The following is a 21,714-nucleotide window of genomic DNA, read 5'->3' as shown; positions in this document are numbered from 1 at the left end:
TTTACTATTTAAAATATAGTGGGATTATTTAATAATGTAAAGGATTTTTTTCCAATTATTTACGACATGAGCATCTTGGAGGTCATTTTTGTGAGAAGAGAGAAAAATAAGGAATTTACGAGAAATTTACTGATCAAAAGTGCAATGGAGCTATTTAAGAAGCAGGAATACCAAAAAACAACAATTGAAGAGATCACGAAAGCGGCAGGCGTTAGCAAGCCCACCTTTTTTGCCTATTTTAAATCCAAAGAACAAATCTTATATGAATTTGATCAGCAGCAACTAAAGACATTCGAAGTTACGATGAAAAGCCAGGTAAACAACCATAACAATCTGCTCATCAACTTAAGGAAGGCAATCGTCTATATGGCAGCCAATCTTCATACTAGTTCCATGATCACGCAAAATATGATGCACTTATTAACAATCAATGAGGACTATAAAAGGTTACTTTCTGACACGTTCGTTATGTTTCAGGCGGTCACGAAAGAAATAATTGATTACGGTCAGCACCACAAGATAGTTACCATGGATATTACATCTGAGGAGATTGCAACTGATATCGTAAATATTTATCTAGGTTCGTTGGTCAATTGGGTTATATCAAATGGATCCGAATCACTTGTGTGTCGTATGGGTGATACCCTGGATCATTTTTTGAGTGCTATCACCATAAAAAATTAAGTAAAAAGGAGTGGAAAAACAACTGAATAAAGAAGTGTTTATGGGATTAATTCTAAATTAGCCATCTCGAATACCCAAACATTTTGGAGCTCAATCCCTTCAACCGCTTTGCTTTCGGCCCGCAATCTAACTGTCTACGCTTAAAGACTAAAGTTACCTTTAGCCCTCCAAGACTCGCTACGAGTGAATGACTAGTTCTATCTCGGCGGGAGTCCCACCCGCTCCGAGATTTATTCCATAATCGCAAATGAACCACCAGAACCGCCACCATGGACTATTAACTTTACTTTACTTCAATCCCTTATAATAATTGATTTTTTCTTCAATCTTGAAAAGGTTATTTTGTAAGTCTTTTATTTGTTCCAGTACATTTTTTTGATGATTTTCTAATAATTCACGACGCAAACTTATTGTAGAATCTCCTTGGCTTCGCAGATCAGAAAACTGTTTCATTTCAGAAATCGGCATACCCGTTACTCGTAAACGAATTAAAAAATTTATCCAAGAAATATCTGACTCCGTATATTGACGATAGCCATTTGCATCTCGGTCTACTCTATTAAGTAGGCCAATTTTTTCGTAATAACGCAACGTGTGCACGGATAGTCCTGTAAAATTTGAAATTTGATTAATTGTAAATTTTTCCATAAATTAATTATAGCATATTAAAAAAGATTTGCTTTAGAGTGCACTCTAAAGTGTAAATTAATTTAGTGAAATACTTATTCAAATGAATGTAATGCTAAGGAGGAAAAAAGATGTCAAATGAACGATACCAGAGAGGTTGGGAAAAGCTTATGGAAATAGACGGAGAAGGAGGCGAACGAGTCATTGAATCATTAAAGGCTGTTGCCCCCGACCTCGGTAAATATGTTGTGGAGTTTGCCTTTGGAGACATATATTCCCGAAAGGCATTAGACCTAAAACAACGTCAACTCGTAACAATTGCTTCACTTACTACTCAAGGAGGATGTGAACCACAACTTAATGTCCATATCAATGCTGCCCTTAACGTAGGCCTAACACCTAATGAGGTGATTGAGGCAATTACTCACTGTGTCCCGTACACAGGTTTTCCCAGAGTGCTTAACGCTATTTTTGTAGCTAAACAAATTTTTGAAGAACGTAATTTGAAGGTAACTAATTAAAAAAATTTGGGGTGACGGATAAGATGGTACCCTTTTTTTATTAACCATCTTAGGAGTAGAATATAAATGACTCCAGTGCAGCCCTGGAGTCATTGTTTCTAATTAACTGTATCCCATCTCTTATACTCCGGTTCAAGTACAATAGTTAGCAAGTCCTCAATTGCCTTTCTCTTACCTAAATTGCTTCCATCTAGAGTTTGAAACGGGAAGAATACCTAGTTTACTTAATTCTGTTTCATAGTATCTCTCCATTAATCTCACCTAATTTCATCCCATTATAGTTACTATTACCAATCACTCTGCCTGATCCTATTGTCCATAAGTATGGCAAATAAATACGACGGAGCTTGGAGCCTCTGTAATGGTACAGTGTTTTCAAGTGGTACAAACTGAAAACCACAGGGACGGTGCTCATGGCTTCGAACAAGAACACGAGAACTGTCCCATAGCATCAAAGAGCCACTGGAGCCGTCCCCTTGGCATTTATGTGGTCTTAACCAAGACCAGCAGTCGTCCCTTTCACCCTATCTTTCGTCATTTCTTTATCATTTTCCCTATAGGCTTATACTAATTAATCGTTTAGTTAAAACGAGTATAAACCCACCTATATGGCTATTTTCATCACAAATAGGATAAAAAATTTGTCGGCCATTTTTCTTCCTATTCAATAAAATAGTATTACTTTCTTTAAAATCGACTTCTTTCCCTTCTCTCCACCCTATTTCGATAGTAATCAAACGTTTGGTTAGTAGTAGTTAAAAACCCCGCTATCATTGGTTTCTTACTAAAAAAACAACAAAAAAATTGTCGAGAACTGGCTGCATCTACGAGGAAAATACCAACTAATCTTTCCCTAAAGATTCCTATGACTTACTAAGCAGGTTTATAGAATTCAGGAATAGAATAGTTATAGGAACAGTTAATCAAAGGAATCGTGTAGGAGAGCATTATGACTCAGGATTTTTATTGTAATGAGGTATTATGTGGGAAAACAGAAATGGATAGGAGGTAGGTTTACATATGAATGATCAATATTATGTTAGCTGGGGTACCTTAGCACTAATCAATGCGGGGTTAGCACAAGGCAAAAACAGAGGTGGATTAAATTGGTTTTTATTATCCCTACTATTAGGGCCAATAGCTACATTGATTTTAGTACTTATGGATAAAAAATAAGCGATAACCAAAAGAACGGTTTCCCTGGCCACTCCGGTACCAGTCCCCCGCTGCTGTAAAGCAGCGGGGGACTGACCCCATTTTTAGTCAATTACATTGCCATACCAGACAGTGTCTCTTTGTGTTCCATTTGCTTGCTTATATAGGTGAAGTCGGTGATCCGTACTGAAATAAGCAATAGCCACACCCTTCACTCGATTGCTGCTGTCCCAAGATAGTAATAATTTAATATATACCTTTTCTTGGCCTAACTCGATTGGATTTAACATAGTGAATCGGTTTCCATTCGGTTCAAATACTCCGCTGTCAGGGGTTAAGAAAGAGTATTCCCAATAGTAACCCTTCGAATCTACCGAATAATGGTCTCCTAAGGCTTTCGCTACTTCTTCTTTTGCCTGGCCAACAGAAACCATCTTTTTCAACAATTCCACATTGCTTGTAATCAATTCATTACCAGGATATTTGATGCGGTTATTTTCATAAAAATGTCCGATCGCTACAACATTATGAGCCCATCTGCCATCTGGTAAAAGATAATAAGATTCGGCGCCATCCTTCATCCACCCGCTGGCCATTTCACCAGAAGATTTAAAATAGTACCAGCCATAGGAGTGATCAAACTCTAAAAATCTCCACCCAGTGACCATTTGACCCGAAGGAGCAATATAATACCACTTACTGTGATCCTTCACCCAGCCAGTGGCCATATCTCCCTTTTTGACAAAGTAGTACCACTTCCCCTTGTCTAATACCCATCCTATTTTCATGACACCGCTTTTATCAAAGAAATACCATTTTGAGTTAACTTTTTTCCATCCGGTAGTGTAACCACCGAGATTGTTTACATAGTACCAATAGCCATTTTTTTGAACCCAATGGTAACTAGTAATCTTCGAACTGCTGCTGACTGTCGTATTCGCAAATGAAACCGTTGGTGACGCCATCATTAATAAACCTGCTGTTAACGTAAATGCTTTTGCAATTTTTTTCATGTTACACCCCATTCTCTTAATTTATGAACCTAATAAAACATGGTTTTATGTACCACACCTCTACCATTATATAACAAAATAAAGTGAATATGGTTAATTTATCCAATAACAGACCCCTTGGGGACAGTCCCCCATTGCTGTAAAGCAGCGGGGGACTGTCCCCAAGGTTCTATGGTTTTGTTTCACCTCCCCCTAATTCGTTATCAATCAAACGTTTGATTAAAAGAAGGATGAAGACTTGCTACTTATGGGTTCTTGCATGGAAAATAATAAAAAGATTGTCGATTAATAGTCCTTTTCACCCATCAGTACCACCAGAACCGTCCCCTTGGCGCCATTTATTTAATGAAGACATTTAAGACTTTCACGATGGAAGATTGAGTTGCCACGAGACTCCAAACCGATCATTTAGCCAACCAAATCTCTGACTAAAACCATAATTACCAATTGGCATAAGAGCTTGTCCACCCTCGATAAGTTTCTGGTAAAGTTTATTAATTTCTTCCTCCGTATCACAAGTAACAAAAATGGAGAATGAAGGAGTAAATGAAAAATGATGCTTCAAATTACTGTCAATGCACATAAATTCTTGACCTTTTAAGGAAAAGGTAGCCTGCATGACAGTCCCTTCGTCTCCAGATTCATTCGCTCCATAACGAACAATACTTGTAATTTCTGAATCCTCAATAATTGATATGTAATGATTCATCGCTTCTTCTGCTTTACCTTCTTGAAACATTAAGAATGGTGTAACTTTTTCCATTAAAAATCATCTCCTTAGTAACTTAATAACCCGTTATTTTTCTCCCATAGCTCAACCAGTTTACCTTCAGGATTTTTAACCCCCTTCTCTATCTTCTATCATTTTTCGATTTAATTACAAATTCAAGAAATAAAAACAAATTCCTTCTTCAACCAACGTGTCTTGTTACTTAAACAAGAATAAAAGGACCGTAGGGCTACGATTCTTCTTAAACTCTTGCAGCCGCCGAAAGTTAATAGCTCAAACCACATTATCACCCTTCAGTACCACCAGAACCGTCCCCTTGGTTTTACCCTTAGTTTTACCCTTAGTTTTAATTTTTGCTATAATGACCACAATATAGCTGTTTAATAAATTGGGGAGTGGAGTATGGAGAATAACGTGTTTGAACAGATGGCAAAAAGATATGATACCGAAGAAAGAATGGAATTAGCTAAAGTGATAGTGAAGGAAGTAAGACCTGAATTAAAAAATAGCAAATCAAAATCTTTAATTGATTATGGAAGTGGAACTGGTCTAGTTAGTTTGGAATTATCAGATTTAGTAGATTCCATTTTGTTGGTGGATTCATCTGAACAAATGTTGGAGGTTGCGAAAGCGAAAATTTCTCACAAGAGAATGACCAACGCAAACGTGCTTTATTCAGATTTCACTCAAGGAACGCCTGAACTAAAGGCAGACATCGTGTTAATGTCGCTTGTCCTTCTTCACATTCCGGATACAAATAAAATTTTACGAGAACTGTTCAACATTTTAAATGATGGTGGCAAGCTAATTATTGTCGATTTTGACAAAAACGATAAAATACATCATCCGAAAGTTCATAACGGTTTTTCGCATGAGGAACTGAAAAAAAGCTTATCTGAAGTTGGATTTACATCAATCGAAATGAAGATATTCTATCATGGTAATCGGATATTCATGAATCAAGATGCCTCCATGTTTATATCTAGTAGCATAAAATGATTTCACAACCACAGGGACGGTTCTCCCGGTTTTAACCAAGAGCCACTAGAACCTTCCCCCTGGCACCCCACCGGCACCCCTCTTTTCAATCAATTATTTAATATCAAAATTAAATATATTTATTTTTACTTAATAAAAATTTATATTTTTTAATTACGTTATTTATTTTTTAAATAAATTGATGTATGATTGATTTATAAATAAAGAAGGAGGGAATTATGGCTTATCCTCTTATTTCAGAGTGCCCTGTTTGTAGTAAGCAATTAAAGATTACAAAGCTACAGTGTACTCATTGTCATACCACAATTGAAAATGAATTTGAACTCTCTAATTTTGCATCTCTTAGCAAGGAACAGCTTAATTTTATTGAAACGTTTCTAAAGTGCCGTGGAAATATTAAAGAAGTGGAAAAAGAACTTGGAGTATCCTATCCCACCGTGCGTGGAAAATTAGATGACATTATCTCTTCTCTTGGATATTCCACCACTAAGAAGGTTGAAAAAGTTGATCGAAAAAAAGTAATTTTAATGCTGGAGAAGGGCGAAATAACAGCCGAAGAAGCTATCGGGCTATTAAATGGGGAGGAATCTTAATGAGTGACGAAATTTCAAGAGTATTAACAATGGTTGAAGAAGGAAAGTTGAACAAAGAGAAGGCTGCTGAATTAATTGAAGTACTGCAAGGAAAGGATAATCAGGTTGTTCTAACTAAACGGACCTCCACCTCCTACTTAAACAAAATACTGAAAATCCGTGTTACTTCTGAAAATGGTGACAATGTTAATGTTAATCTGCCAATAAAACTCATAAAAGCTGTTTTAAAAGTAGGAGCAAATATTGCTAAAATGATTCCCGAATCCGAAAAGTATGTAAAGGATATCGACGTGGAACTTTTAATTGAGGCGATTGAAAATGAATTGGACGGACAAATTGTAGATGTTACTTCAGCAAAAGGTGACAAAGTACTAGTTATTATTGAGTAATATGATGAAGATAAAAATTAAAGTAAGAGACAGACGATTTATTATTCCAGTCCCGTATGCTTTTTTACATCTATCCATTGGGATCCTCACTTCAAAGCGAATCCTGGTGCTAGTAAATCGTGCAATTGAGAAAAAAGCAAAGAAAAAGTTTCAAATTCCTGATATAAACAGGAATGATTTGAAGCCTTTGCTAACAGAACTTTCAAAGCAAAGAGGTCTACTGCTGCTTGAAACAAGCCTTAAAGACGGAACAGAAGTTTCTATTAGGTTATAAGCACAATTCCTTTGTACTGGAATTGTGCTTTTTTGCTGCTATTGGTACGGTACACCAGACTTTATGTTTTAAAGGCCAGAAATTCCTTATTGCATTAACAGGTTAGCACAAGAAGAAAGCCGCCAAAAATATCGCTGGATCTTCAACTCTTGCACCTGGTTTGCTTAATAAGAGATGTAGCTTTCTATTTATTACTCCTTCGGCATCTTGCTCATATCCATATACAACACATTCCAGCGATGACCATCTAAATCAGCAAAACCGCAGCCGTACATCCAGCCATGGCTCTCTGAGGGCTCACTAAAAATTGTACCTCCTGCCTTTACTGCCCTCTTTGCTATTTCATCTACTTCATCCTTGTTCTCTGCATCAATGGAAAATAATACTTCAGTAGCTTGCTTTGTATCGACTATTTCATGTTTGGTAAAATTTTTGAAAGTGGAAACAGGAAAAAGCATTACGGTAGCATTATTATCTCCGATAACTAATTGCAATTGATCGCTACTGCCAAATGGGGTATTAGTCGAAAATCCAAGTTTGCTATAAAACTCTTTTGATTTATTTATATCTTCAACTGGCAAATTGATCCAAAATTGTTTTGTCATAGTTATTTCTCCTTTTTAATTTAATTCTGCTCTCCCATATATTCTTCGGTAAGGTATCAAACGCCTTCTTTCACAAACCTGCAAGTTCGTTTATGTGCAAAAATTCACAATATATCTCATACGGACATATTCTTCAACATTGCAGGTACTATTACTTTGTGAACTTTTTTAACAATAAAAAAGTACAATTTTCCTATCCAATTATGAAAATATACTACAGTCGAAACAGTTAAGTAATTTAATCCATTCACTTCTTCTACTAAAATGGACACACGAAAATTCAAATGGCGATCATCTTCACCTAGTAATATCTCATGTGAACTACAATTCAATACACGGAATATTCCTATTCTACTTCCCTGTTCTAGTTTTATATTTTCCACTTTAGACCGACTAGATGTCTTTAACCCAATAAAACTGACTATTCGATCACGCACTTTCATTAAGTAAGAAACCCAAGAAGGAACAGTAGTTAAAAACTTTTTGGCTATAAATTTTACATCATAAGCTGATTCACTAGGAAGTAAAACTTTATATGCATCCGAATAATGAATATATGATAAGGATTCGTTTGCTATAGAATTTTCAGGAACTGACACCTTTTCAACAATGTATTTCCCCATATTATCACCCTTCATAAAAAGTTATTTATAGAAAAAGGTCGGGTTTTATAACATAAATTCGTTAGTTAAATTTGTTTGGTTTTAACATCATGTTCTATTAATATAGGGAAATTCTCTAAATTGCTGCAAATTTAGTGGGCTTGTAGATATACATGTTGTAGTTTTTCTGGATTCCTCACAATATAGATTTCAGTAATTTGATCGTTTTTAACATGGAAACAAATAACCATTTTGACATTGTCAAATCCCTTTACCAAGAGCCCAGTTGCACCATTTACATTAACGATTTTTACAACGGTTTGTTTCTTATCGTTATGTGACAGTAAGTTTCTGATAAAACGGACAACTAGATCTTTGGAATATACTGGCTTTAAGGCAGCATATACTTTTCCGCCACCATCGGAATATAGCGTAACATCCTGACGCAATAATTCTTCAATCTTCTGGATGTTTCCCTGATGTAGTGCTAACACGAATGTCTGTATAATTTTATCTATTTTCGGATTATTCGGGGCTTCCACCTCTTCTTTTATCATCGGAAATTTATTCTTTACCCGGCTGAATACTTTTCTGCAATTAGATTCGCTGCGATTCAAAATTTGCGAAATTGCCGAATAATCATAATCTAGCACTTCCCTAAGGATGAAAACAGCTCTCTCTACGGGTTTCAGTTTTTCCAGCAGCATCAGAATGGCAAATGATATCGCTTCTCCGTTCATCACTTCAGTAATAGGATTGTTATCGTTTAAGATCAATGGTTCTGGGAGCCAGGGACCAGTATATACCTCACGTTTATGCGCGGCAGATTTTAAATGATCAATACATTTGTTTGTAACCATTTTACAAAGGTAAGCCTTCTCATTTTCCACATGCTCCATCGTTTTTTCTCCTGCCTGCAAGTACACATCATGAACAATATCTTCTGCATCAGAAACAGTGCCGAGCATCCGGTAAGCGATCGAAAATAAAAGTGGCTGAAACTGAGAATATAGTTCCTGAAGCTCCATACCTTTACCTCCTCCCTTTAGTGAGTAATACTGGCAACATTCCATGTATACTCTCTTATTTTTTCTGCCAATTTACCTGAAAGTACGAAATCAACTCCCCATTTTTGCGCCCATACAAAACCATCGTTCGGACCGAGTCCTATACAAAGAAAATCAGGGTAGGTTTGATGGCAGGTTGCTTGAAATCCCTGAAGATGTGCCTTCATAATTTTAGAAAGTCGTTGAGCCTGGGAAATAGCTTCTTTGCAGCTCATTGCTGCAGCTTTTCCACTTATAGGGTCAACCACATGAACACAGTCTCCAATGGCATAAATATTCTCACTCTCTACTAAACGATACCATGAATCCACTTTTATTTTTCCTTGTTCTGTAAGGGAGAGACCTAAATCGAAAAGGCTAGGATGAGGCTTCAAACCGACTGTCCAAACACACGCATCCGCTTCAAGTTCGGATTTGTCAGAGAAAATGACTTTACCATTTGAGAATTTTTCTGCCTTTTTATTGTGCATTACCTGTATACCCTGTCTCGTTAGCCTGTTCTCAAGCCGTTCACTGATTTTCACTGGAGCTTCATCTATTAATCTCTGTTTATTATTAATAAGAAATATTTCAATGCTCTTCTGCTTCATCCCTTCTTTTTTAGTTTCATTTTTCAACCATGATCCCACTTCTGCCGCGGTTTCAATTCCTGTAACCCCACTTCCTACTATTGCCAATCGAAGTTTACTAGCAGGTGATTCCATCATTCTCAATATATGCTTCCGAATATATTGGGCATTTTGTAAATCATTGAGCGTTATTCCTCCACATTCTGAATTCACTTCACGCAGCACACTGCCCATGGCAAGCACCAAACGGTCAAAATCCAGTTGAATCAATGTTCCATCCTCCCTGATAATGTGAACGGTTTGCTCTTTAGGATAAACTGCTGTTAGCTTCCCCTGAATAAACTCAATATCAGAGCCGCAATAATGCTTTAGAGGAACATTTAAATTCGACAAATTTTCATTTACAATCCCCTTAAATAATTTAACCTTTTTAAAATGGAAAGTATTTTTATCAACCAGGATAATCCGTATGCTTCTTTTTAGCTCCTTATGAAACTCTTTCTTAAGTGCTTCGATATGGTTGATCCCAGCATACCCGCCACCTATGACCACGATTGTTTTCTCATTTTTCATTTTAATCGTCTCCTTTTCATCGTCCTAATCACATGACGATTAAAGAATCCATTTTGTGACATATCGGTACCAGAGGGACGGTTCTCATGGTCTTGTTCCACCACATGAACCGTTTTCCATCATTTTTTGACTGTTTTCCCTATAGGCTATACTAATTAATCGTTTAGTTAAAACGAGCATAGACCCAATTGTAAAGATGATTTCTTCACATTTGACATAAAAAGATTGTCGGCCATCTTTCCGCGAGTTTCCTTTCTATTCTGCAATAAAATAGTTATTTCACTCTAATCGACTTTGTTCCCTTTTCTTCCCCCTAATCCGATATCAATCAAACGTTTGGTTTAAAGTAGGATGAATACCTGCTACTTATGAGTTCTTGCATTGATAATAATAAAAAGATTGTCGAGAATTATTCCATTCTTACCAATCGGAACCACCAGAACCGTCCCCCTGGCACCAGGGATCTGTGTCTGTGAAAAGTGTCAAGATATAAAAGAAAATGACGATGGAAATTACCTGTATATTTGGAAAAAACTGCTATAATTCTCTAGGTAATGTCAATTGAGGGGGAAGTAGCATGAATTTAAAAAAGATTAGTAGTATTTTAGCGCTATCGTCAGGAATATTATTGTTGGGCGGTGTTAATGCAAAAGCTGCATCATCTTATGACTCTTTTAAGGAACAACTTGTTAAAGAAAAAGCACACGTTCAAGTAGAAAAGGTAAATGGGTTTGAACATTCTAAACTTGAAAGATTGTTACAATCACAACAATCTAGGGATTTATTAAAATCGCAAAAATCAGGCGTATCAAAATCACAAAAATTTATTAATGGCTATTCAACTCAAGACCTTACTGGCAATGGTATTTATGAAGTTGAACCAAATGATTTTGTTACCGAAGCTGATTATCTACCACAAGGTGATATAATCCTAGGTACATTTTATCATCAATATGACCTTGATACCTTTGCCATTGAGATTCCTCAAAGTGCTACAATTGCCATCTCCGGGTTAATGTCTACTACTTCATTATCTAATATTGGCTTTGTTCTCACAGACGAATTTGATAATATGATTGATCCTATTGCAATACAATTTGATGACCATCAAATGACAGCAGGGTATAGTCTATCAAGAGGTGTTTACTTTATTCGTGCTCTTAACATTGGGGATTATGTTACGAACGATGTATATGGTTTAGCGTGGGATTATATTGATCAAACACCTACACCAGATGTTACACCACCACCTGCCCCACAAGTTAATCGTTTTGACGATAACGATACACTCTTAAAAGGTAAAGCAGAGCCAAATTCTACAGTTGAAGTTTCCTTGAATGATATGGTTATTGGAACTGGAATAACAAATGCAAGTGGTGATTTTGAAGCATACCTACCTTCTACATATTCAGTTGGCACAGTTTTAAACGTTACTGCAACTGATCAAGCAGGTAATACAAGTGCTGTAACAAGTGTTACTGTTGTTAGTTCTATTCTAAATGGGTGGATTGTCGAAAATGGGAAGACCTATCATTATTCGAATGGCGCAAAGGATAAAGGTTGGTACGATGACGCTGGCAGTTGGTTTTTCCTTGATAAAAAAACAGGCGTAAAGAAAACTGGTTGGGTATCTGATGGTGGTAGGTGGTATTATCTAAATCCTTATGGTGTTATGCAAACAGGCTGGATTTATGATGGAGCGTGGTATTATTTGAATAGCAATGGCTCTATGAAAACAGGCTGGCTTAAAGATGGTGGAAGCTGGTATTACCTAAAATCATCTGGGGCAATGGCAAAAGGTTGGATTCAAGTTGGGACAAAATGGTACTATCTCTATAATAATGGGAAAATGGCACACAGCACTTGGATTGGTAAATATAAAATAGGTGCAGATGGTGCTTGGATTAGGTAGGTAACCCACAGGGACGGTTCTCTTGGCTTAAAAAAATTCTTCAAAGAGGCAAAAAGCCAGCAGAACCGTCCCCTTGGTCTTCCCCTTGGTCTTCTTTAGCCGATCACCCAATTTGAAGTTAAAGTGGCACGAGGTTCATGATGAAGATCCCCGTTTTCAACCTCAATGAGATCCGCATGACGGAAGAACATGGTTGGTTCATGCATTCGATCACTTGCTCTTCTACCTACAAACGATAATTCGAGTTTCTCTGCTTCTTCATCAACTCCACCTTTAGCATATAAACGAATAATAGAGTCTGGAAGAACACTATTAAAAAGACGTAATCTTAAACAGCCATCTTTAGGGATTGTAAATAAATCGGAGGATTCTGTTCTTTCAGTTGTTGAGTCTGGAGGACAAATGTCTGCAAAAATTTGCACCCTAAAATCTTTGGAAGTTGGATTTTTAATTGTGATAGCAACCTCATCTGGAGGACCGCCAACGGGATCGCCTGTTATTTTCCTAGGAACCAGCATCGGTCCTGTTGTAAGAATTTTTGACATGGTTTATCACCTCTTTCTTTTTGGCATTACTATATTGGATGTATCAAATGGATCGTTTGCAAGGGACAAACCCCTTTTTTTAAAAACTAATTCTCAATCATTCAACGGAATGCATAAAACCCGAATATAAGACTCTTAAAAGTAGTAAGAAAAACCTTAACCGATAATGTTATTTTTCTTTAATAATCGAAGAGCAGTTTGGATATCAGACACATTCAGGATGAAAGAATTCACCCCCGTATACGTAGCAAACACTACGACATGCTGGAACAAAGTTTGAAGAGTTTCGCCTAAGATTCCCGGTGTTCCAGGGTTTCCAATCAACTGGATGACCTTCTCCTGGTCGTACTGTATACCTAATGAGCGAAGAACATCCTGTGCAACCAGGTTTGCTTTGGAACTATTTGAACTGTCAGGTCCGACAACAAATCGGACAAAGTTAACATTCTTCATATTAATCTTTGTTATGGTAAAAGCGGCTATAGTTACGCCACCAGCTGCGATATTTTTTAAAATGGTGTTGAGTACTTCATCGTTCGCATAATAAGAAAATTCCTGTCTTAACGCCACCGTTAACTTTTTAGTCATGCTGTCCACTGACTTCACTTCTCTTTCTACTAGACTACAATAGTTTATTCGCATACCACATGGACGGTTCTAGTGGCCTTTCAGCGAACAAACTCGTGACCGTTAAAACAAAACACTAGAAGAACAAAAGGCCCAGCAGAACCGTTCGAGACCAGTGAAAAAGCGGGGACAGTCCCCCGTCGCTGTAAAGCGATGGGGGACTGTCCCCAAAATCCACGATTCCCCTCTTGAATCTGCCTATACATCAGTGAAAGGTTGTACATAAATTAAAGTAAAGTGAATGGTTTATTGGAGGTGATTTTCTTATGGGTGACAAAAAAAAGTGTCAGAAGTGTAATTCTTTCCCTTGTGGTTGTCCAATAAAAATTGAACATTCTATAAATATCAATCGTACCGGTCTTCTTCGTGATGAAATTGTGCAGTTGTTTTCTTATACACAATCGATGGATCGTATGTCCATATTAACTCCAGTTGAACATACGCTATTATCTCTTGATGTCACAACAACAGAATTGGGCCAAAGAGTGAAATTAGATTCCATGGCTGTTATTCAATATATAACGAACACAGGCGGAACGTCTTATTCCCTTGCCGGACAATATTTTTTATATCGCGACGGAATACTGATTTCCTTTGTCGACATTACTTTTAATGAATCGAAACCTGAAAATATTATGATAAGGGAAGATTTATACCCAAATCTCACATGGGTGGATGTACCACCTACAGCAGGAACACACAGATATGAACTACGAATAAGGCTGGAATCTGGCAATATAGAAATACTAGATGCATTAACTCGATCACTAAATGCCATGGTCTTCAGACAAGCCATTTAGCACTAAAGAGGGACAGTCCCCCGCTGCGTTAAAGCGCCGGGGGACTGTCCCCATCTTTGCCATGCAAAAAAACCTTCTAATATGTAAAACTACTTATAATAAAAATGATAGACATAATTTTTGTGTCCTGAAGGAGTACTTAAGTTTATTCTGCCCACATAGTAACCAGGCTCTTTGGGCAACATTACTGTCTCGAGAAATTCATCCTTCATATCCTTGACAATTGATTTTATTTCACCTGGCCCCAGACTCTTACCATCTTTTGTATAACTGCTGCTGACTGTCCTTCTCACTCCACCGGCAGGGCCAGACTTGTCTTCGAGTTCCCCAGAAGACTCGATATTTTTTATAGTTAGAACAGCCTCTTTATCAAATGAAGCCGCTGTATTTCCTTTCAGCGCTTCTTCCTCTGTTACAGCTTCACAAGAACTTGGACCTATTTCCGCCCTTTTTTCCTTATTGGATCCCTTTTTACACTGCCCATATTCATATATCTCTAGCTGTCGCTCACCTACACGAACAATAGGAATGTACTTCAAGTGTGCCAAGTCCTTCTCCTTCTCTTTCTTTTCCAACACCTGTTTATAACCTAAAAAAACTACCAATGCTGCTATACCTACTATTACCACAAACAAAAAATACCTTTTCATATGTCCCCCTATATCATTTGATTATAGTTATAAATTCTCTACAAGTTGGCTATAAACCTTCAACAGAAAGAAAGGGATTGTAAAAATTCCCATTTATCTACATAGGCAAGTATCTACGCCTTCTTCAAAATGGACACATACACTAATTACGAACAATTCGAGGAGGAGTGAAACATGCAAAGATTATTCGTAATGGGGTACGGAGGTTATCTTGGTATGGGTTTCGGAGGTGGAATGGGATACGGCGTTTCCTCTAGAATGGATTACGGAGATTACAGAATGGGATATGGCGGGTACCGGCCTGCGTCTAGAGTGATTGAGGTTACTTCATTTAAACTTTCTGCTTCTACCGTTGCCTACCAAGGCAGCAGAGTTCCTGGTTACACAACAATTGAGTTGCAAACCAGCGTGCCAACACGCGGGTACCTTCTTATTGTTGGGAATAACGTACAAACAAAAATTAATTTATCGACTACGGCCTATAAAACCGTACACAAAGTGGATTGGGTGCCATGGGATGATACGAAAAAAGCACCTCTTCCCGCAGGCACGTACCAAATCAAGGGATATCTCACGGACCAGGAATACAATCAAATACAAGGATATCCGCTTGGGAACCTCACAGTTGTCTCGGAATCAAGTCCCAAGCCATTGATTGATGGCGTTTCTCCAAATCCAGCAGTGTTTTCACCTAAATACGGACAAACACAAACAACATCGGTCCAAATTCCTTTCAACTTAAACCGTCCTGCTGAAGTTCAGCTGACAATCCGAAATATAAACGGAGATGAAATATATACCGGCAGCAAGGAAACCCTATCTCCTAGAAGCCGTACTGTAAGCTGGAATGGCACAGATAAAACAGGAAGGATTGTAATGGACGGTAGTTATGAGATTGTTTTTAAAACAATCGAAACAGCCTATAACTATCCTTCCACAACACCGTTAATCTTGCGATCCGGCACGATTACAATCAAAGACGCCGATTATTATATTCCGGTATCCAGATTAAAAGAAATTGTTACAGATGCTTCCTTCCAATCGCCATCCTTTACTCCTGATGGAGATGGAATAAACGATAAGGTCACTGGACAATTTACACTTGCAGTACCTGCGAAATTATCCATTTATATCGCAAATGCTGCCGGAGCCCATGCCGCTTTAGCAGTAAGTGAACAAACATTTGAAGCTGGTACTCATACGTTTGAATGGGATGGCTCAGACATCATGGGCGGAAAAGTACCAAACGGAAGCTACTTTATCAAGCTCAATGTGGTAGAAGGCCCAAATAGCGGCTATATTACGTTTCCAAGCGCTGTGAAAGTGGAAAACATGTACGAAATCAAACCGATGCAGCCTGAAAAAAGAGTACGCGTGATCAGCGAAACAGCAAAAATGAGCGTTGATCCTGCAGGGCAAGAATATACTGCTATAAAAGGAGACACTTTCCCGCTTATGTCGGAAGCGATAGAGAATGGAAAATACACCGTTCTTGTTAAAGAAGGGGTCACAGGAACAATCAGTGCGAGTGATGTTGAACTTGTCACTGAACCATCTTCGGCAAAGCAAACGATTGATTATATAGTCGTTAGTGGCGATACCTTATGGAAGATTGCATCCAAGTTCAACACGACCAGCTCTGAAATTGTTACCTTGAACAACCTTGATCCAAACAGTTATCTATATGTAGGACAAAAATTAAAAGTCCCTGCACCTGTATCTCAACCTGAACAGCAAGCGGCAACCACTTATTATGTAGTATCTGGTGATACGCTTTGGAAAATTGCTCAAAAATTCGGCGTAACCCCACAAGCAATTGTCGATGCCAATAAACTGGATCCAACTGCGTACCTTTATGTTGGCCAAAAGCTGATCATTCCAGGAGTAGCGCAGCCCGAATTGCCAGCGGTAACCACTTATGCTGTTGTTTCCGGTGATACGCTTTGGAAGATTGCTCAAAAATTCGGCGTAACCACCCAAGCAATTGTCGATGCCAATAAACTGAATCCATCTGCGTACCTTTATGTTGGCCAAAAGCTGATTATTCCGAGTGTGGCGCAGCCTGAACAACCTACGATAACCACTTATGTAGTTATTTCCGGTGATACACTTTGGAAAATTGCTCAAAAATTCGGCGTAACCACCCAAGCAATTGTCGATGCCAATAAACTGGAACCAACTGCATTCCTTTATATTGGCCAAAAGCTAATCATTCCAGCAAAACAGTAATAGTAAAAGGTAAGCGAACGTTACAATCCCGCTTACCTTTTTCATTGCCAATATGTGCCCTTAATGTGATGTGGTTACGCACCCGATGATTTTGAAGAAGAGACCAGTCCAACAAAAGCAGCAATTAGTTATTTACGAATTTAATTTCTTTTATTGGAAAATAAACAACATTTGTTGTCCCTATTACCTTTTCTAAATTGACCGCTCCAATCTCACGGCTGTCTTTGCTTTTCCTTCTGTTATCTCCCATAACAAACAAACTATCTTTAGGGACAGTATCACTTCCTACAGCGGTCTCCTTTAAAGTGAAAGAGCCTGTTAAAGTTCCACCATTAAGTCTTTTCTTATATTTTTCTAAATAAGGTTCGTTGTATGCCTTCCCATTTATATATAAAACATCATTTTTATATTCAATACTGTCACCAGGGAGTCCGATTACACGTTTGATGTAATCCCTACCGTCTGGGGCGTGAAACACAACAATATCAAATCTTTTCGGTTCCCCAATTTTGGTTACAACCATACGGTCCTTGTCCTGAAGAGTGGGGTTCATTGATTCACCGTCAACAACAATGGGGGTAAAGAAAAAAGCGCGAATAATAAATGCTATAACAAGAGCACCCAATAGTGATTTAACCCATTCAAACGTTTCCTTTTTCTTCTTTGTCATTACTCATCCTCCCTCTAAAAATATGATGATCTTACGACTTGTTTGATTTAACTTTATTTAATATTTCAGAAACAGCAATGGCTATACTTGCATTTAGCATTCCAAATATAGAACCATAAAAAATAGGTGCCTCACGATCATTGCTAAAGAAAAACATTACAAAGAGATACAAACAATACAAAAATACTACTACTCCAAAAATAGATAAGAATTTACTCATTACTACACCATCCGTTTCTATACAACTTCTATTTACTAACAAAACTCATCCTTTTAAGGGACTCTTTTTAATCCTATATCTGAAATATATTGTTAAGCTAAAATAAATTATTGCACCAATAATCAAAAATATAATTTTATGAAGTAGCAACCCGAATGCTAAAGATAGGAAAAGAATAATGAATCTTATTAACTTTTCAGCTTTTTGATTGTCCATGAATTTAGTCTCCGTTCTTTCTTCATACTACGTATTACCCATTCTCACAATATAGCAATTTCCATAATATTATATTCCTATTATTCAACATAAAATCCCTACTTCCTGCTTAGAAGTAAGGATTTCATACAAACGAATGTATACTAAACTGCATCTATTTGAAAACAGACCCTTTTGTTTATTTATATATCATCTGGCTGTTCTTCAAGTACCCAAGGAATACTAGCAACGAATTCTAATTGAAGGACCGGAGAGGGAGACCCTTCTGGGACAACATCTAAAACTTTTGAAAACCCTAATGTAAAGTTCTTAATCTGTACTGTGTTTGTATCCTTCCAGTTAGAGGGTGTACATACTTCTCCCTCTAATACTGTTCCCACTAAATGATAATTCCCCATGTACTCACGTAACCCATCTTCCATTGTCTGATCAGAAAGATGTCCTGGCATCGCTGGATCAATTCCTAAGCTAATAAATATTGAGGCTACGGCTGTATCTAATTGCTTACAAGCCTCAATAAAATTGTTACAGTACAGACATTTGCAGACCTCTGTACCTTTATTATAAAATTCTCGTGTTTTTTCCACATCCACTTCTAATAACCAATTTGCGATTCTTATCTGTTGCGGCATTATTCTTCCCCTTCACTTCAACTCTCCTCAGAAACCACGGGCAGAAACCACGGGGACGGTTCTCATTGCTCTAATCTAATATCAATCCTAAGTTAAAAAACCACCAGAACCGTCCCTATGGTCTGGTCTGAATCCATATGTTTCCCCCATTGTAAATACTTCGCAGCATCAAGATGTTCACTAGAAACACTGCTTCCGAGTGTATTTCTCTATCATTCTAAGCTAATCAAAATAGACTAGACTTTGTGTTTTTTAATTTGTCCCCAAATTTTTCCAGTACACTTTTTCTTTCCTGATAACTCTCATCAGCGGCATCCTCCCATGGCGCAAGGTCTGCACCTTTTCCAATTAGCTGTAGCGCCTTTTTTTTAACCGGGGCAGTCAGTGCCTTATGTCTCATTTGAAGACCTGCGAGAGAAATGAACAGAATGGATTCATCTGCCTGCTTATCCTCTTCATCATCATAATCGGATAACTCTTCCTGCCACGATTTAAGAATGATCTTTGTAGCTTTTCTTGGACTTACCCCTTCATCCATCAGTTCATTCCATTCATCTTGGATATCGCAAGATAAATCATCTTCCCATAATCCAGTACCCCAAGCTCCCATCCTTTTCCCTCCATTCCTAATCATCCTCCAGTTCGATGTTGCGTATATATTTCAACAAAAATAAGCGTCAATCCTTCTTGGATTAACGCACCTGTTCGTTCAACTACGAGACAATCTTCTTTAATCCCCTCGACGCTTTAGAATAACATCCTCAACAAATTGTTTGAATTTCTCCTCGGCTTCAGAATGTAGTCTTACGGTAAAAAGTAAATTATCCTCAGTGTGGCCCTCTTCCTCTGGATTATCTTCAAAAAAAATATCCCACATTCCTTTGTCATTTTTAAACCCAATTGCTTCTATGTATTCATCTTTTTCTTCGATATAATAGCCAATATGCCAATGGCGACCTTTTAAATGTTCCAGTATTTCTTCAGCATACTGTTCAAATGAAGTCTCCACATTAATTAATTCCATTCCTTGAGAAAGTTTATTGCTTTGGATAGGGATAGCTTCAGGAAGTTCTTCATTGTCATATAAGATTCCTGCCAAAGAGAAAGCTAAATCTTTTTCTGCATTTTTTAGTGCTCTACTTCTTGTTTTTCCTCGTGATAAGGGATAATCCCACCCAGCTTCCTGAAAGAGAGTAGGGAAGTAAACACCAAACATTCCTCCTTCAGCTTCCTGTTGTACGAAGGCTGGAAACATTAATTTTCCAAAACTTATCATAAACCTCACATCCTAGTAATAAGGTTTCTTTTACACCGCCCTGTAAGTAAAAAAGCGACCTTACAGTCCGGAAACCCCTTATGCACTAAAGAATAAGGGGTTTCCAACAAAATCAATTAGAATGCCCAATTTCCTTTACGGAAGATTGGCTCACGTGTACCATCCGGTAATTCACCATCAATATCCATATCCGCACAACCAATCATGAAATCAACATGAGCTATGCTCGAATTAAGTTCTACTTCCTCACGCTGCTCCTTCGTCATTTTCTCTCCACCTTCAATACAGTTAGGGAAACCGAATCCTAATGCTAAATGGTTTGCAGCATTTTCATCAAATAATGTGTTTAGGAACAGTACGTTTGTGTTAGAAATAGGGGAATCATGTGGAACCAGGGCTATTTCACCAAGATAATGGGAGCCTTCATCTGTTTCTACTAGGTTCTTTAACACTTCTTCTCCCTTCTTAGCTGTAATTTCAACAATTCGACCATTTTCAAAAGTTAATTTGAACTCATCAATTAAATTACCTGCATAGCTAAGTGGTTTTTTACTCGAAACGAAACCATTAACACCTGAACGTAATGGCGAAGTGAATACTTCCTCAGTTGGCATATTCGCAACAAATTGAACACCATGTCGATTTTGGCTTCCACCACTTTTCCATAGATGTAGGGGATGAAGCTCAATCGATAAATCTGGGCCTTCAGCTTTGTAATGTAACTTCTTATATTTCTTTTCATTCAGATAGGTAGACTTTTGAAGCAAGTTTTCAATATGATCTTTCCATGCCTGTACAGGTTCAACTTCCCCTATACGTACTGAACTGAAGATAGCCTCCCAAAGTTTGTCCAAGCTATTTGTTTCGCCTGGAAAAACCTTATTTGCCCAGCCTTGACTTGGAGCTGCGCAGATGACCCAACTAACATCATCATGCTGCTCTCGCCATTTTACCATGGCTTCTCCACTTACTTTTTGGTAATTTGCAATACGATTTGGATCAGCTTTGGACAATAAATCCGGATTGTCGGAAACGATAAATAAAAATGCCGCATCCTTATCAATCAACTTCTCACGTTGAATTCGCTCCCATTCAGGAAACTCTGTAAAAACATCATCAGATGCTCTCAAATAGCGTGAGAGTGTGATTTCAGGATCACTATAGTCCACATACACATTTTTTGCACCTGCATTGTAAGCCTCGTGAGCGACAGCTCTTGCAAATGGAATCGTATCCACACTAGCTCGTACATAAAGGATTTGGTTCGGTTGAACGTTTAATCCCACTTTTACAACCAATTCTGCATAGCTTTTTAATTTTTCCTCAAACGTTTTCAAAAATATCCCTCCATTCATTGTTATTTTATCATGAGTTTTTTGAAAAATTGTATTATTTATTCCTTCTACTTTTCTAGCACTTACGACTCAATTCTTCATTGGATATATCAATTCATCATTCAGTTTAAGAATTATTAAGGAAATACAAAAAATAATCCCATCTCATTATTTGAGATGGGATTATTCATAATTCAATACC

Annotated in this window: 26 protein-coding genes; 10 read left to right on the top strand and 16 right to left on the bottom strand. The window is 37.7% G+C overall.

Annotated elements, in window-relative coordinates:
* The first annotated feature begins 90 nt into the window (after positions 1-90).
* On the top strand, positions 91-684 hold the full coding sequence (locus RCG25_RS02605) for a TetR/AcrR family transcriptional regulator (protein WP_308082124.1): 594 nt from the start codon (positions 91-93) through the stop codon (positions 682-684).
* A 288-nt stretch (positions 685-972) separates the two neighbouring features.
* Here the strand turns inward: RCG25_RS02605 and RCG25_RS02600 are convergent, their stop codons facing one another.
* Positions 973-1,332, bottom strand: coding sequence for a MerR family transcriptional regulator (locus tag RCG25_RS02600; protein ID WP_308082123.1), 360 nt, complete (start codon positions 1,330-1,332; stop codon positions 973-975).
* A 110-nt stretch (positions 1,333-1,442) separates the two neighbouring features.
* On the opposite strand from RCG25_RS02600, the gene RCG25_RS02595 reads away from it, so the two are divergent.
* Positions 1,443-1,832, top strand: a complete 390-nt coding sequence (locus RCG25_RS02595) for a carboxymuconolactone decarboxylase family protein (protein ID WP_308082122.1) — start codon at positions 1,443-1,445, stop codon at positions 1,830-1,832.
* Between the two features lie 1,020 nt (positions 1,833-2,852).
* Positions 2,853-3,008, top strand: a complete 156-nt coding sequence (locus RCG25_RS02590; RefSeq protein WP_308082121.1) for a hypothetical protein — start codon at positions 2,853-2,855, stop codon at positions 3,006-3,008.
* A gap of 83 nt (positions 3,009-3,091) precedes the next feature.
* Here the strand turns inward: RCG25_RS02590 and RCG25_RS02585 are convergent, their stop codons facing one another.
* On the bottom strand, positions 3,092-4,000 hold the full coding sequence (locus RCG25_RS02585; protein WP_308082120.1) for a hypothetical protein: 909 nt from the start codon (positions 3,998-4,000) through the stop codon (positions 3,092-3,094).
* Between the two features lie 364 nt (positions 4,001-4,364).
* Positions 4,365-4,763, bottom strand: a complete 399-nt coding sequence (locus RCG25_RS02580) for a VOC family protein (RefSeq protein ID WP_308082119.1) — start codon at positions 4,761-4,763, stop codon at positions 4,365-4,367.
* A gap of 369 nt (positions 4,764-5,132) precedes the next feature.
* Here RCG25_RS02580 and RCG25_RS02575 point away from each other — a divergent pair, with 369 nt between their 5' ends.
* From RCG25_RS02575 to RCG25_RS02560, 4 genes are all read left to right on the top strand, one after another.
* Positions 5,133-5,729 carry a class I SAM-dependent DNA methyltransferase gene (locus RCG25_RS02575; protein ID WP_308082118.1) on the top strand — a complete coding sequence of 199 codons (597 nt, stop codon included), beginning with the start codon at positions 5,133-5,135 and terminating at the stop codon, positions 5,727-5,729.
* Positions 5,730-5,947: 218 nt separating this feature from the next.
* Positions 5,948-6,322: a DUF2089 domain-containing protein gene (locus RCG25_RS02570; RefSeq protein WP_308082116.1), complete on the top strand. Its 375-nt coding sequence runs from the start codon at positions 5,948-5,950 to the stop codon at positions 6,320-6,322.
* Positions 6,322-6,711 carry an SHOCT-like domain-containing protein gene (locus RCG25_RS02565; RefSeq protein ID WP_308082114.1) on the top strand — a complete coding sequence of 130 codons (390 nt, stop codon included), beginning with the start codon at positions 6,322-6,324 and terminating at the stop codon, positions 6,709-6,711. The genes RCG25_RS02570 and RCG25_RS02565 overlap by 1 nt, the downstream gene beginning before the upstream one ends.
* Before the next feature lies 1 nt (position 6,712).
* On the top strand, positions 6,713-6,985 hold the full coding sequence (locus tag RCG25_RS02560) for a hypothetical protein (RefSeq protein ID WP_308082113.1): 273 nt from the start codon (positions 6,713-6,715) through the stop codon (positions 6,983-6,985).
* Positions 6,986-7,176: 191 nt separating this feature from the next.
* On the opposite strand, the gene RCG25_RS02555 is transcribed toward RCG25_RS02560, so the two are convergent.
* The 4 genes from RCG25_RS02555 to RCG25_RS02540 form a co-directional block, all read right to left on the bottom strand.
* Positions 7,177-7,590, bottom strand: coding sequence for a VOC family protein (locus tag RCG25_RS02555; RefSeq protein WP_308082112.1), 414 nt, complete (start codon positions 7,588-7,590; stop codon positions 7,177-7,179).
* A gap of 116 nt (positions 7,591-7,706) precedes the next feature.
* Positions 7,707-8,213 (bottom strand): DUF2867 domain-containing protein, encoded by a 507-nt coding sequence (locus RCG25_RS02550; RefSeq protein ID WP_308082111.1) that lies wholly within the window; start codon positions 8,211-8,213, stop codon positions 7,707-7,709.
* 131 nt (positions 8,214-8,344) lie between these two features.
* Positions 8,345-9,220, bottom strand: coding sequence for an RNA polymerase sigma-70 factor (locus tag RCG25_RS02545; protein ID WP_308082109.1), 876 nt, complete (start codon positions 9,218-9,220; stop codon positions 8,345-8,347).
* A 17-nt stretch (positions 9,221-9,237) separates the two neighbouring features.
* On the bottom strand, positions 9,238-10,401 hold the full coding sequence (locus RCG25_RS02540; protein ID WP_308082107.1) for an NAD(P)/FAD-dependent oxidoreductase: 1,164 nt from the start codon (positions 10,399-10,401) through the stop codon (positions 9,238-9,240).
* A gap of 577 nt (positions 10,402-10,978) precedes the next feature.
* On the opposite strand from RCG25_RS02540, the gene RCG25_RS02535 reads away from it, so the two are divergent.
* On the top strand, positions 10,979-12,313 hold the full coding sequence (locus RCG25_RS02535) for an Ig-like domain-containing protein (protein WP_308082106.1): 1,335 nt from the start codon (positions 10,979-10,981) through the stop codon (positions 12,311-12,313).
* A 95-nt stretch (positions 12,314-12,408) separates the two neighbouring features.
* On the opposite strand, the gene RCG25_RS02530 is transcribed toward RCG25_RS02535, so the two are convergent.
* The gene (locus RCG25_RS02530; RefSeq protein ID WP_308082105.1) at positions 12,409-12,858 is read right to left on the bottom strand and encodes a hypothetical protein; all 450 of its coding nucleotides are present in this window, start codon (positions 12,856-12,858) and stop codon (positions 12,409-12,411) included.
* 156 nt (positions 12,859-13,014) lie between these two features.
* A complete protein-coding gene (locus RCG25_RS02525; protein ID WP_308082104.1) occupies positions 13,015-13,446 on the bottom strand; it encodes a hypothetical protein in 432 nt (143 codons plus the stop codon).
* A 305-nt stretch (positions 13,447-13,751) separates the two neighbouring features.
* Here RCG25_RS02525 and RCG25_RS02520 point away from each other — a divergent pair, with 305 nt between their 5' ends.
* Positions 13,752-14,285 carry a hypothetical protein gene (locus RCG25_RS02520; protein ID WP_308082103.1) on the top strand — a complete coding sequence of 178 codons (534 nt, stop codon included), beginning with the start codon at positions 13,752-13,754 and terminating at the stop codon, positions 14,283-14,285.
* Positions 14,286-14,374: 89 nt separating this feature from the next.
* Here RCG25_RS02520 and RCG25_RS02515 read toward each other — a convergent pair whose 3' ends face one another.
* Entirely contained in the window at positions 14,375-14,935 is a 561-nt protein-coding gene (locus tag RCG25_RS02515) for a hypothetical protein (protein ID WP_308082102.1), read from the bottom strand.
* A 174-nt stretch (positions 14,936-15,109) separates the two neighbouring features.
* Between RCG25_RS02515 and RCG25_RS02510 the strand changes: the two genes are divergently transcribed.
* A complete protein-coding gene (locus RCG25_RS02510; protein ID WP_308082101.1) occupies positions 15,110-17,164 on the top strand; it encodes a LysM peptidoglycan-binding domain-containing protein in 2,055 nt (684 codons plus the stop codon).
* 124 nt (positions 17,165-17,288) lie between these two features.
* Here RCG25_RS02510 and lepB read toward each other — a convergent pair whose 3' ends face one another.
* The 6 genes from lepB to RCG25_RS02480 form a co-directional block, all read right to left on the bottom strand.
* The gene (lepB, locus tag RCG25_RS02505) at positions 17,289-17,834 is read right to left on the bottom strand and encodes a signal peptidase I (RefSeq protein WP_308082100.1); all 546 of its coding nucleotides are present in this window, start codon (positions 17,832-17,834) and stop codon (positions 17,289-17,291) included.
* A 31-nt stretch (positions 17,835-17,865) separates the two neighbouring features.
* On the bottom strand, positions 17,866-18,054 hold the full coding sequence (locus RCG25_RS02500) for a hypothetical protein (protein WP_308082099.1): 189 nt from the start codon (positions 18,052-18,054) through the stop codon (positions 17,866-17,868).
* A gap of 398 nt (positions 18,055-18,452) precedes the next feature.
* The gene (locus tag RCG25_RS02495) at positions 18,453-18,902 is read right to left on the bottom strand and encodes a hypothetical protein (RefSeq protein ID WP_308082098.1); all 450 of its coding nucleotides are present in this window, start codon (positions 18,900-18,902) and stop codon (positions 18,453-18,455) included.
* 226 nt (positions 18,903-19,128) lie between these two features.
* Positions 19,129-19,512 carry a MarR family transcriptional regulator gene (locus RCG25_RS02490; protein ID WP_308082097.1) on the bottom strand — a complete coding sequence of 128 codons (384 nt, stop codon included), beginning with the start codon at positions 19,510-19,512 and terminating at the stop codon, positions 19,129-19,131.
* Between the two features lie 120 nt (positions 19,513-19,632).
* Positions 19,633-20,178 (bottom strand): type II toxin-antitoxin system HicB family antitoxin, encoded by a 546-nt coding sequence (locus RCG25_RS02485; protein ID WP_308082096.1) that lies wholly within the window; start codon positions 20,176-20,178, stop codon positions 19,633-19,635.
* Between the two features lie 116 nt (positions 20,179-20,294).
* Complete coding sequence (locus tag RCG25_RS02480; protein WP_308082095.1) at positions 20,295-21,515, bottom strand: aminopeptidase; 1,221 nt, start codon at positions 21,513-21,515, stop codon at positions 20,295-20,297.
* Positions 21,516-21,714: the final 199 nt, after the last annotated feature.

The organism is Neobacillus sp. PS2-9 (assembly GCF_030915525.1).
Lineage (GTDB): Bacteria > Bacillota > Bacilli > Bacillales > Cytobacillaceae > Neobacillus.
The sequence above is the reverse complement of the archived record's forward strand: the minus strand, read 5'-3'. Positions and strand labels throughout refer to the sequence as shown.

Bases quoted from the DNA above. Each gene is read 5' to 3' on its own strand.
- RCG25_RS02500 (WP_308082099.1), bottom strand. From the start codon at position 18,054: ATGAGTAAATTCTTATCTATTTTTGGAGTAGTAGTATTTTTGTATTGT.
- RCG25_RS02540 (WP_308082107.1), bottom strand. From the start codon at position 10,401: ATGAAAAATGAGAAAACAATCGTGGTCATAGGTGGCGGGTATGCTGGG.
- RCG25_RS02525 (WP_308082104.1), bottom strand. From the start codon at position 13,446: ATGACTAAAAAGTTAACGGTGGCGTTAAGACAGGAATTTTCTTATTAT.
- lepB (WP_308082100.1), bottom strand. From the start codon at position 17,834: ATGACAAAGAAGAAAAAGGAAACGTTTGAATGGGTTAAATCACTATTG.
- RCG25_RS02570 (WP_308082116.1), top strand. From the start codon at position 5,948: ATGGCTTATCCTCTTATTTCAGAGTGCCCTGTTTGTAGTAAGCAATTA.
- RCG25_RS02490 (WP_308082097.1), bottom strand. From the start codon at position 19,512: ATGGGAGCTTGGGGTACTGGATTATGGGAAGATGATTTATCTTGCGAT.
- RCG25_RS02560 (WP_308082113.1), top strand. From the start codon at position 6,713: ATGATGAAGATAAAAATTAAAGTAAGAGACAGACGATTTATTATTCCA.
- RCG25_RS02515 (WP_308082102.1), bottom strand. From the start codon at position 14,935: ATGAAAAGGTATTTTTTGTTTGTGGTAATAGTAGGTATAGCAGCATTG.
- RCG25_RS02575 (WP_308082118.1), top strand. From the start codon at position 5,133: ATGGAGAATAACGTGTTTGAACAGATGGCAAAAAGATATGATACCGAA.
- RCG25_RS02530 (WP_308082105.1), bottom strand. From the start codon at position 12,858: ATGTCAAAAATTCTTACAACAGGACCGATGCTGGTTCCTAGGAAAATA.
- RCG25_RS02580 (WP_308082119.1), bottom strand. From the start codon at position 4,763: ATGGAAAAAGTTACACCATTCTTAATGTTTCAAGAAGGTAAAGCAGAA.
- RCG25_RS02595 (WP_308082122.1), top strand. From the start codon at position 1,443: ATGTCAAATGAACGATACCAGAGAGGTTGGGAAAAGCTTATGGAAATA.
- RCG25_RS02510 (WP_308082101.1), top strand. From the start codon at position 15,110: ATGCAAAGATTATTCGTAATGGGGTACGGAGGTTATCTTGGTATGGGT.
- RCG25_RS02520 (WP_308082103.1), top strand. From the start codon at position 13,752: ATGGGTGACAAAAAAAAGTGTCAGAAGTGTAATTCTTTCCCTTGTGGT.
- RCG25_RS02535 (WP_308082106.1), top strand. From the start codon at position 10,979: ATGAATTTAAAAAAGATTAGTAGTATTTTAGCGCTATCGTCAGGAATA.
- RCG25_RS02550 (WP_308082111.1), bottom strand. From the start codon at position 8,213: ATGGGGAAATACATTGTTGAAAAGGTGTCAGTTCCTGAAAATTCTATA.
- RCG25_RS02495 (WP_308082098.1), bottom strand. From the start codon at position 18,902: ATGCCGCAACAGATAAGAATCGCAAATTGGTTATTAGAAGTGGATGTG.
- RCG25_RS02600 (WP_308082123.1), bottom strand. From the start codon at position 1,332: ATGGAAAAATTTACAATTAATCAAATTTCAAATTTTACAGGACTATCC.
- RCG25_RS02590 (WP_308082121.1), top strand. From the start codon at position 2,853: ATGAATGATCAATATTATGTTAGCTGGGGTACCTTAGCACTAATCAAT.
- RCG25_RS02565 (WP_308082114.1), top strand. From the start codon at position 6,322: ATGAGTGACGAAATTTCAAGAGTATTAACAATGGTTGAAGAAGGAAAG.
- RCG25_RS02545 (WP_308082109.1), bottom strand. From the start codon at position 9,220: ATGGAGCTTCAGGAACTATATTCTCAGTTTCAGCCACTTTTATTTTCG.
- RCG25_RS02555 (WP_308082112.1), bottom strand. From the start codon at position 7,590: ATGACAAAACAATTTTGGATCAATTTGCCAGTTGAAGATATAAATAAA.
- RCG25_RS02485 (WP_308082096.1), bottom strand. From the start codon at position 20,178: ATGATAAGTTTTGGAAAATTAATGTTTCCAGCCTTCGTACAACAGGAA.
- RCG25_RS02585 (WP_308082120.1), bottom strand. From the start codon at position 4,000: ATGAAAAAAATTGCAAAAGCATTTACGTTAACAGCAGGTTTATTAATG.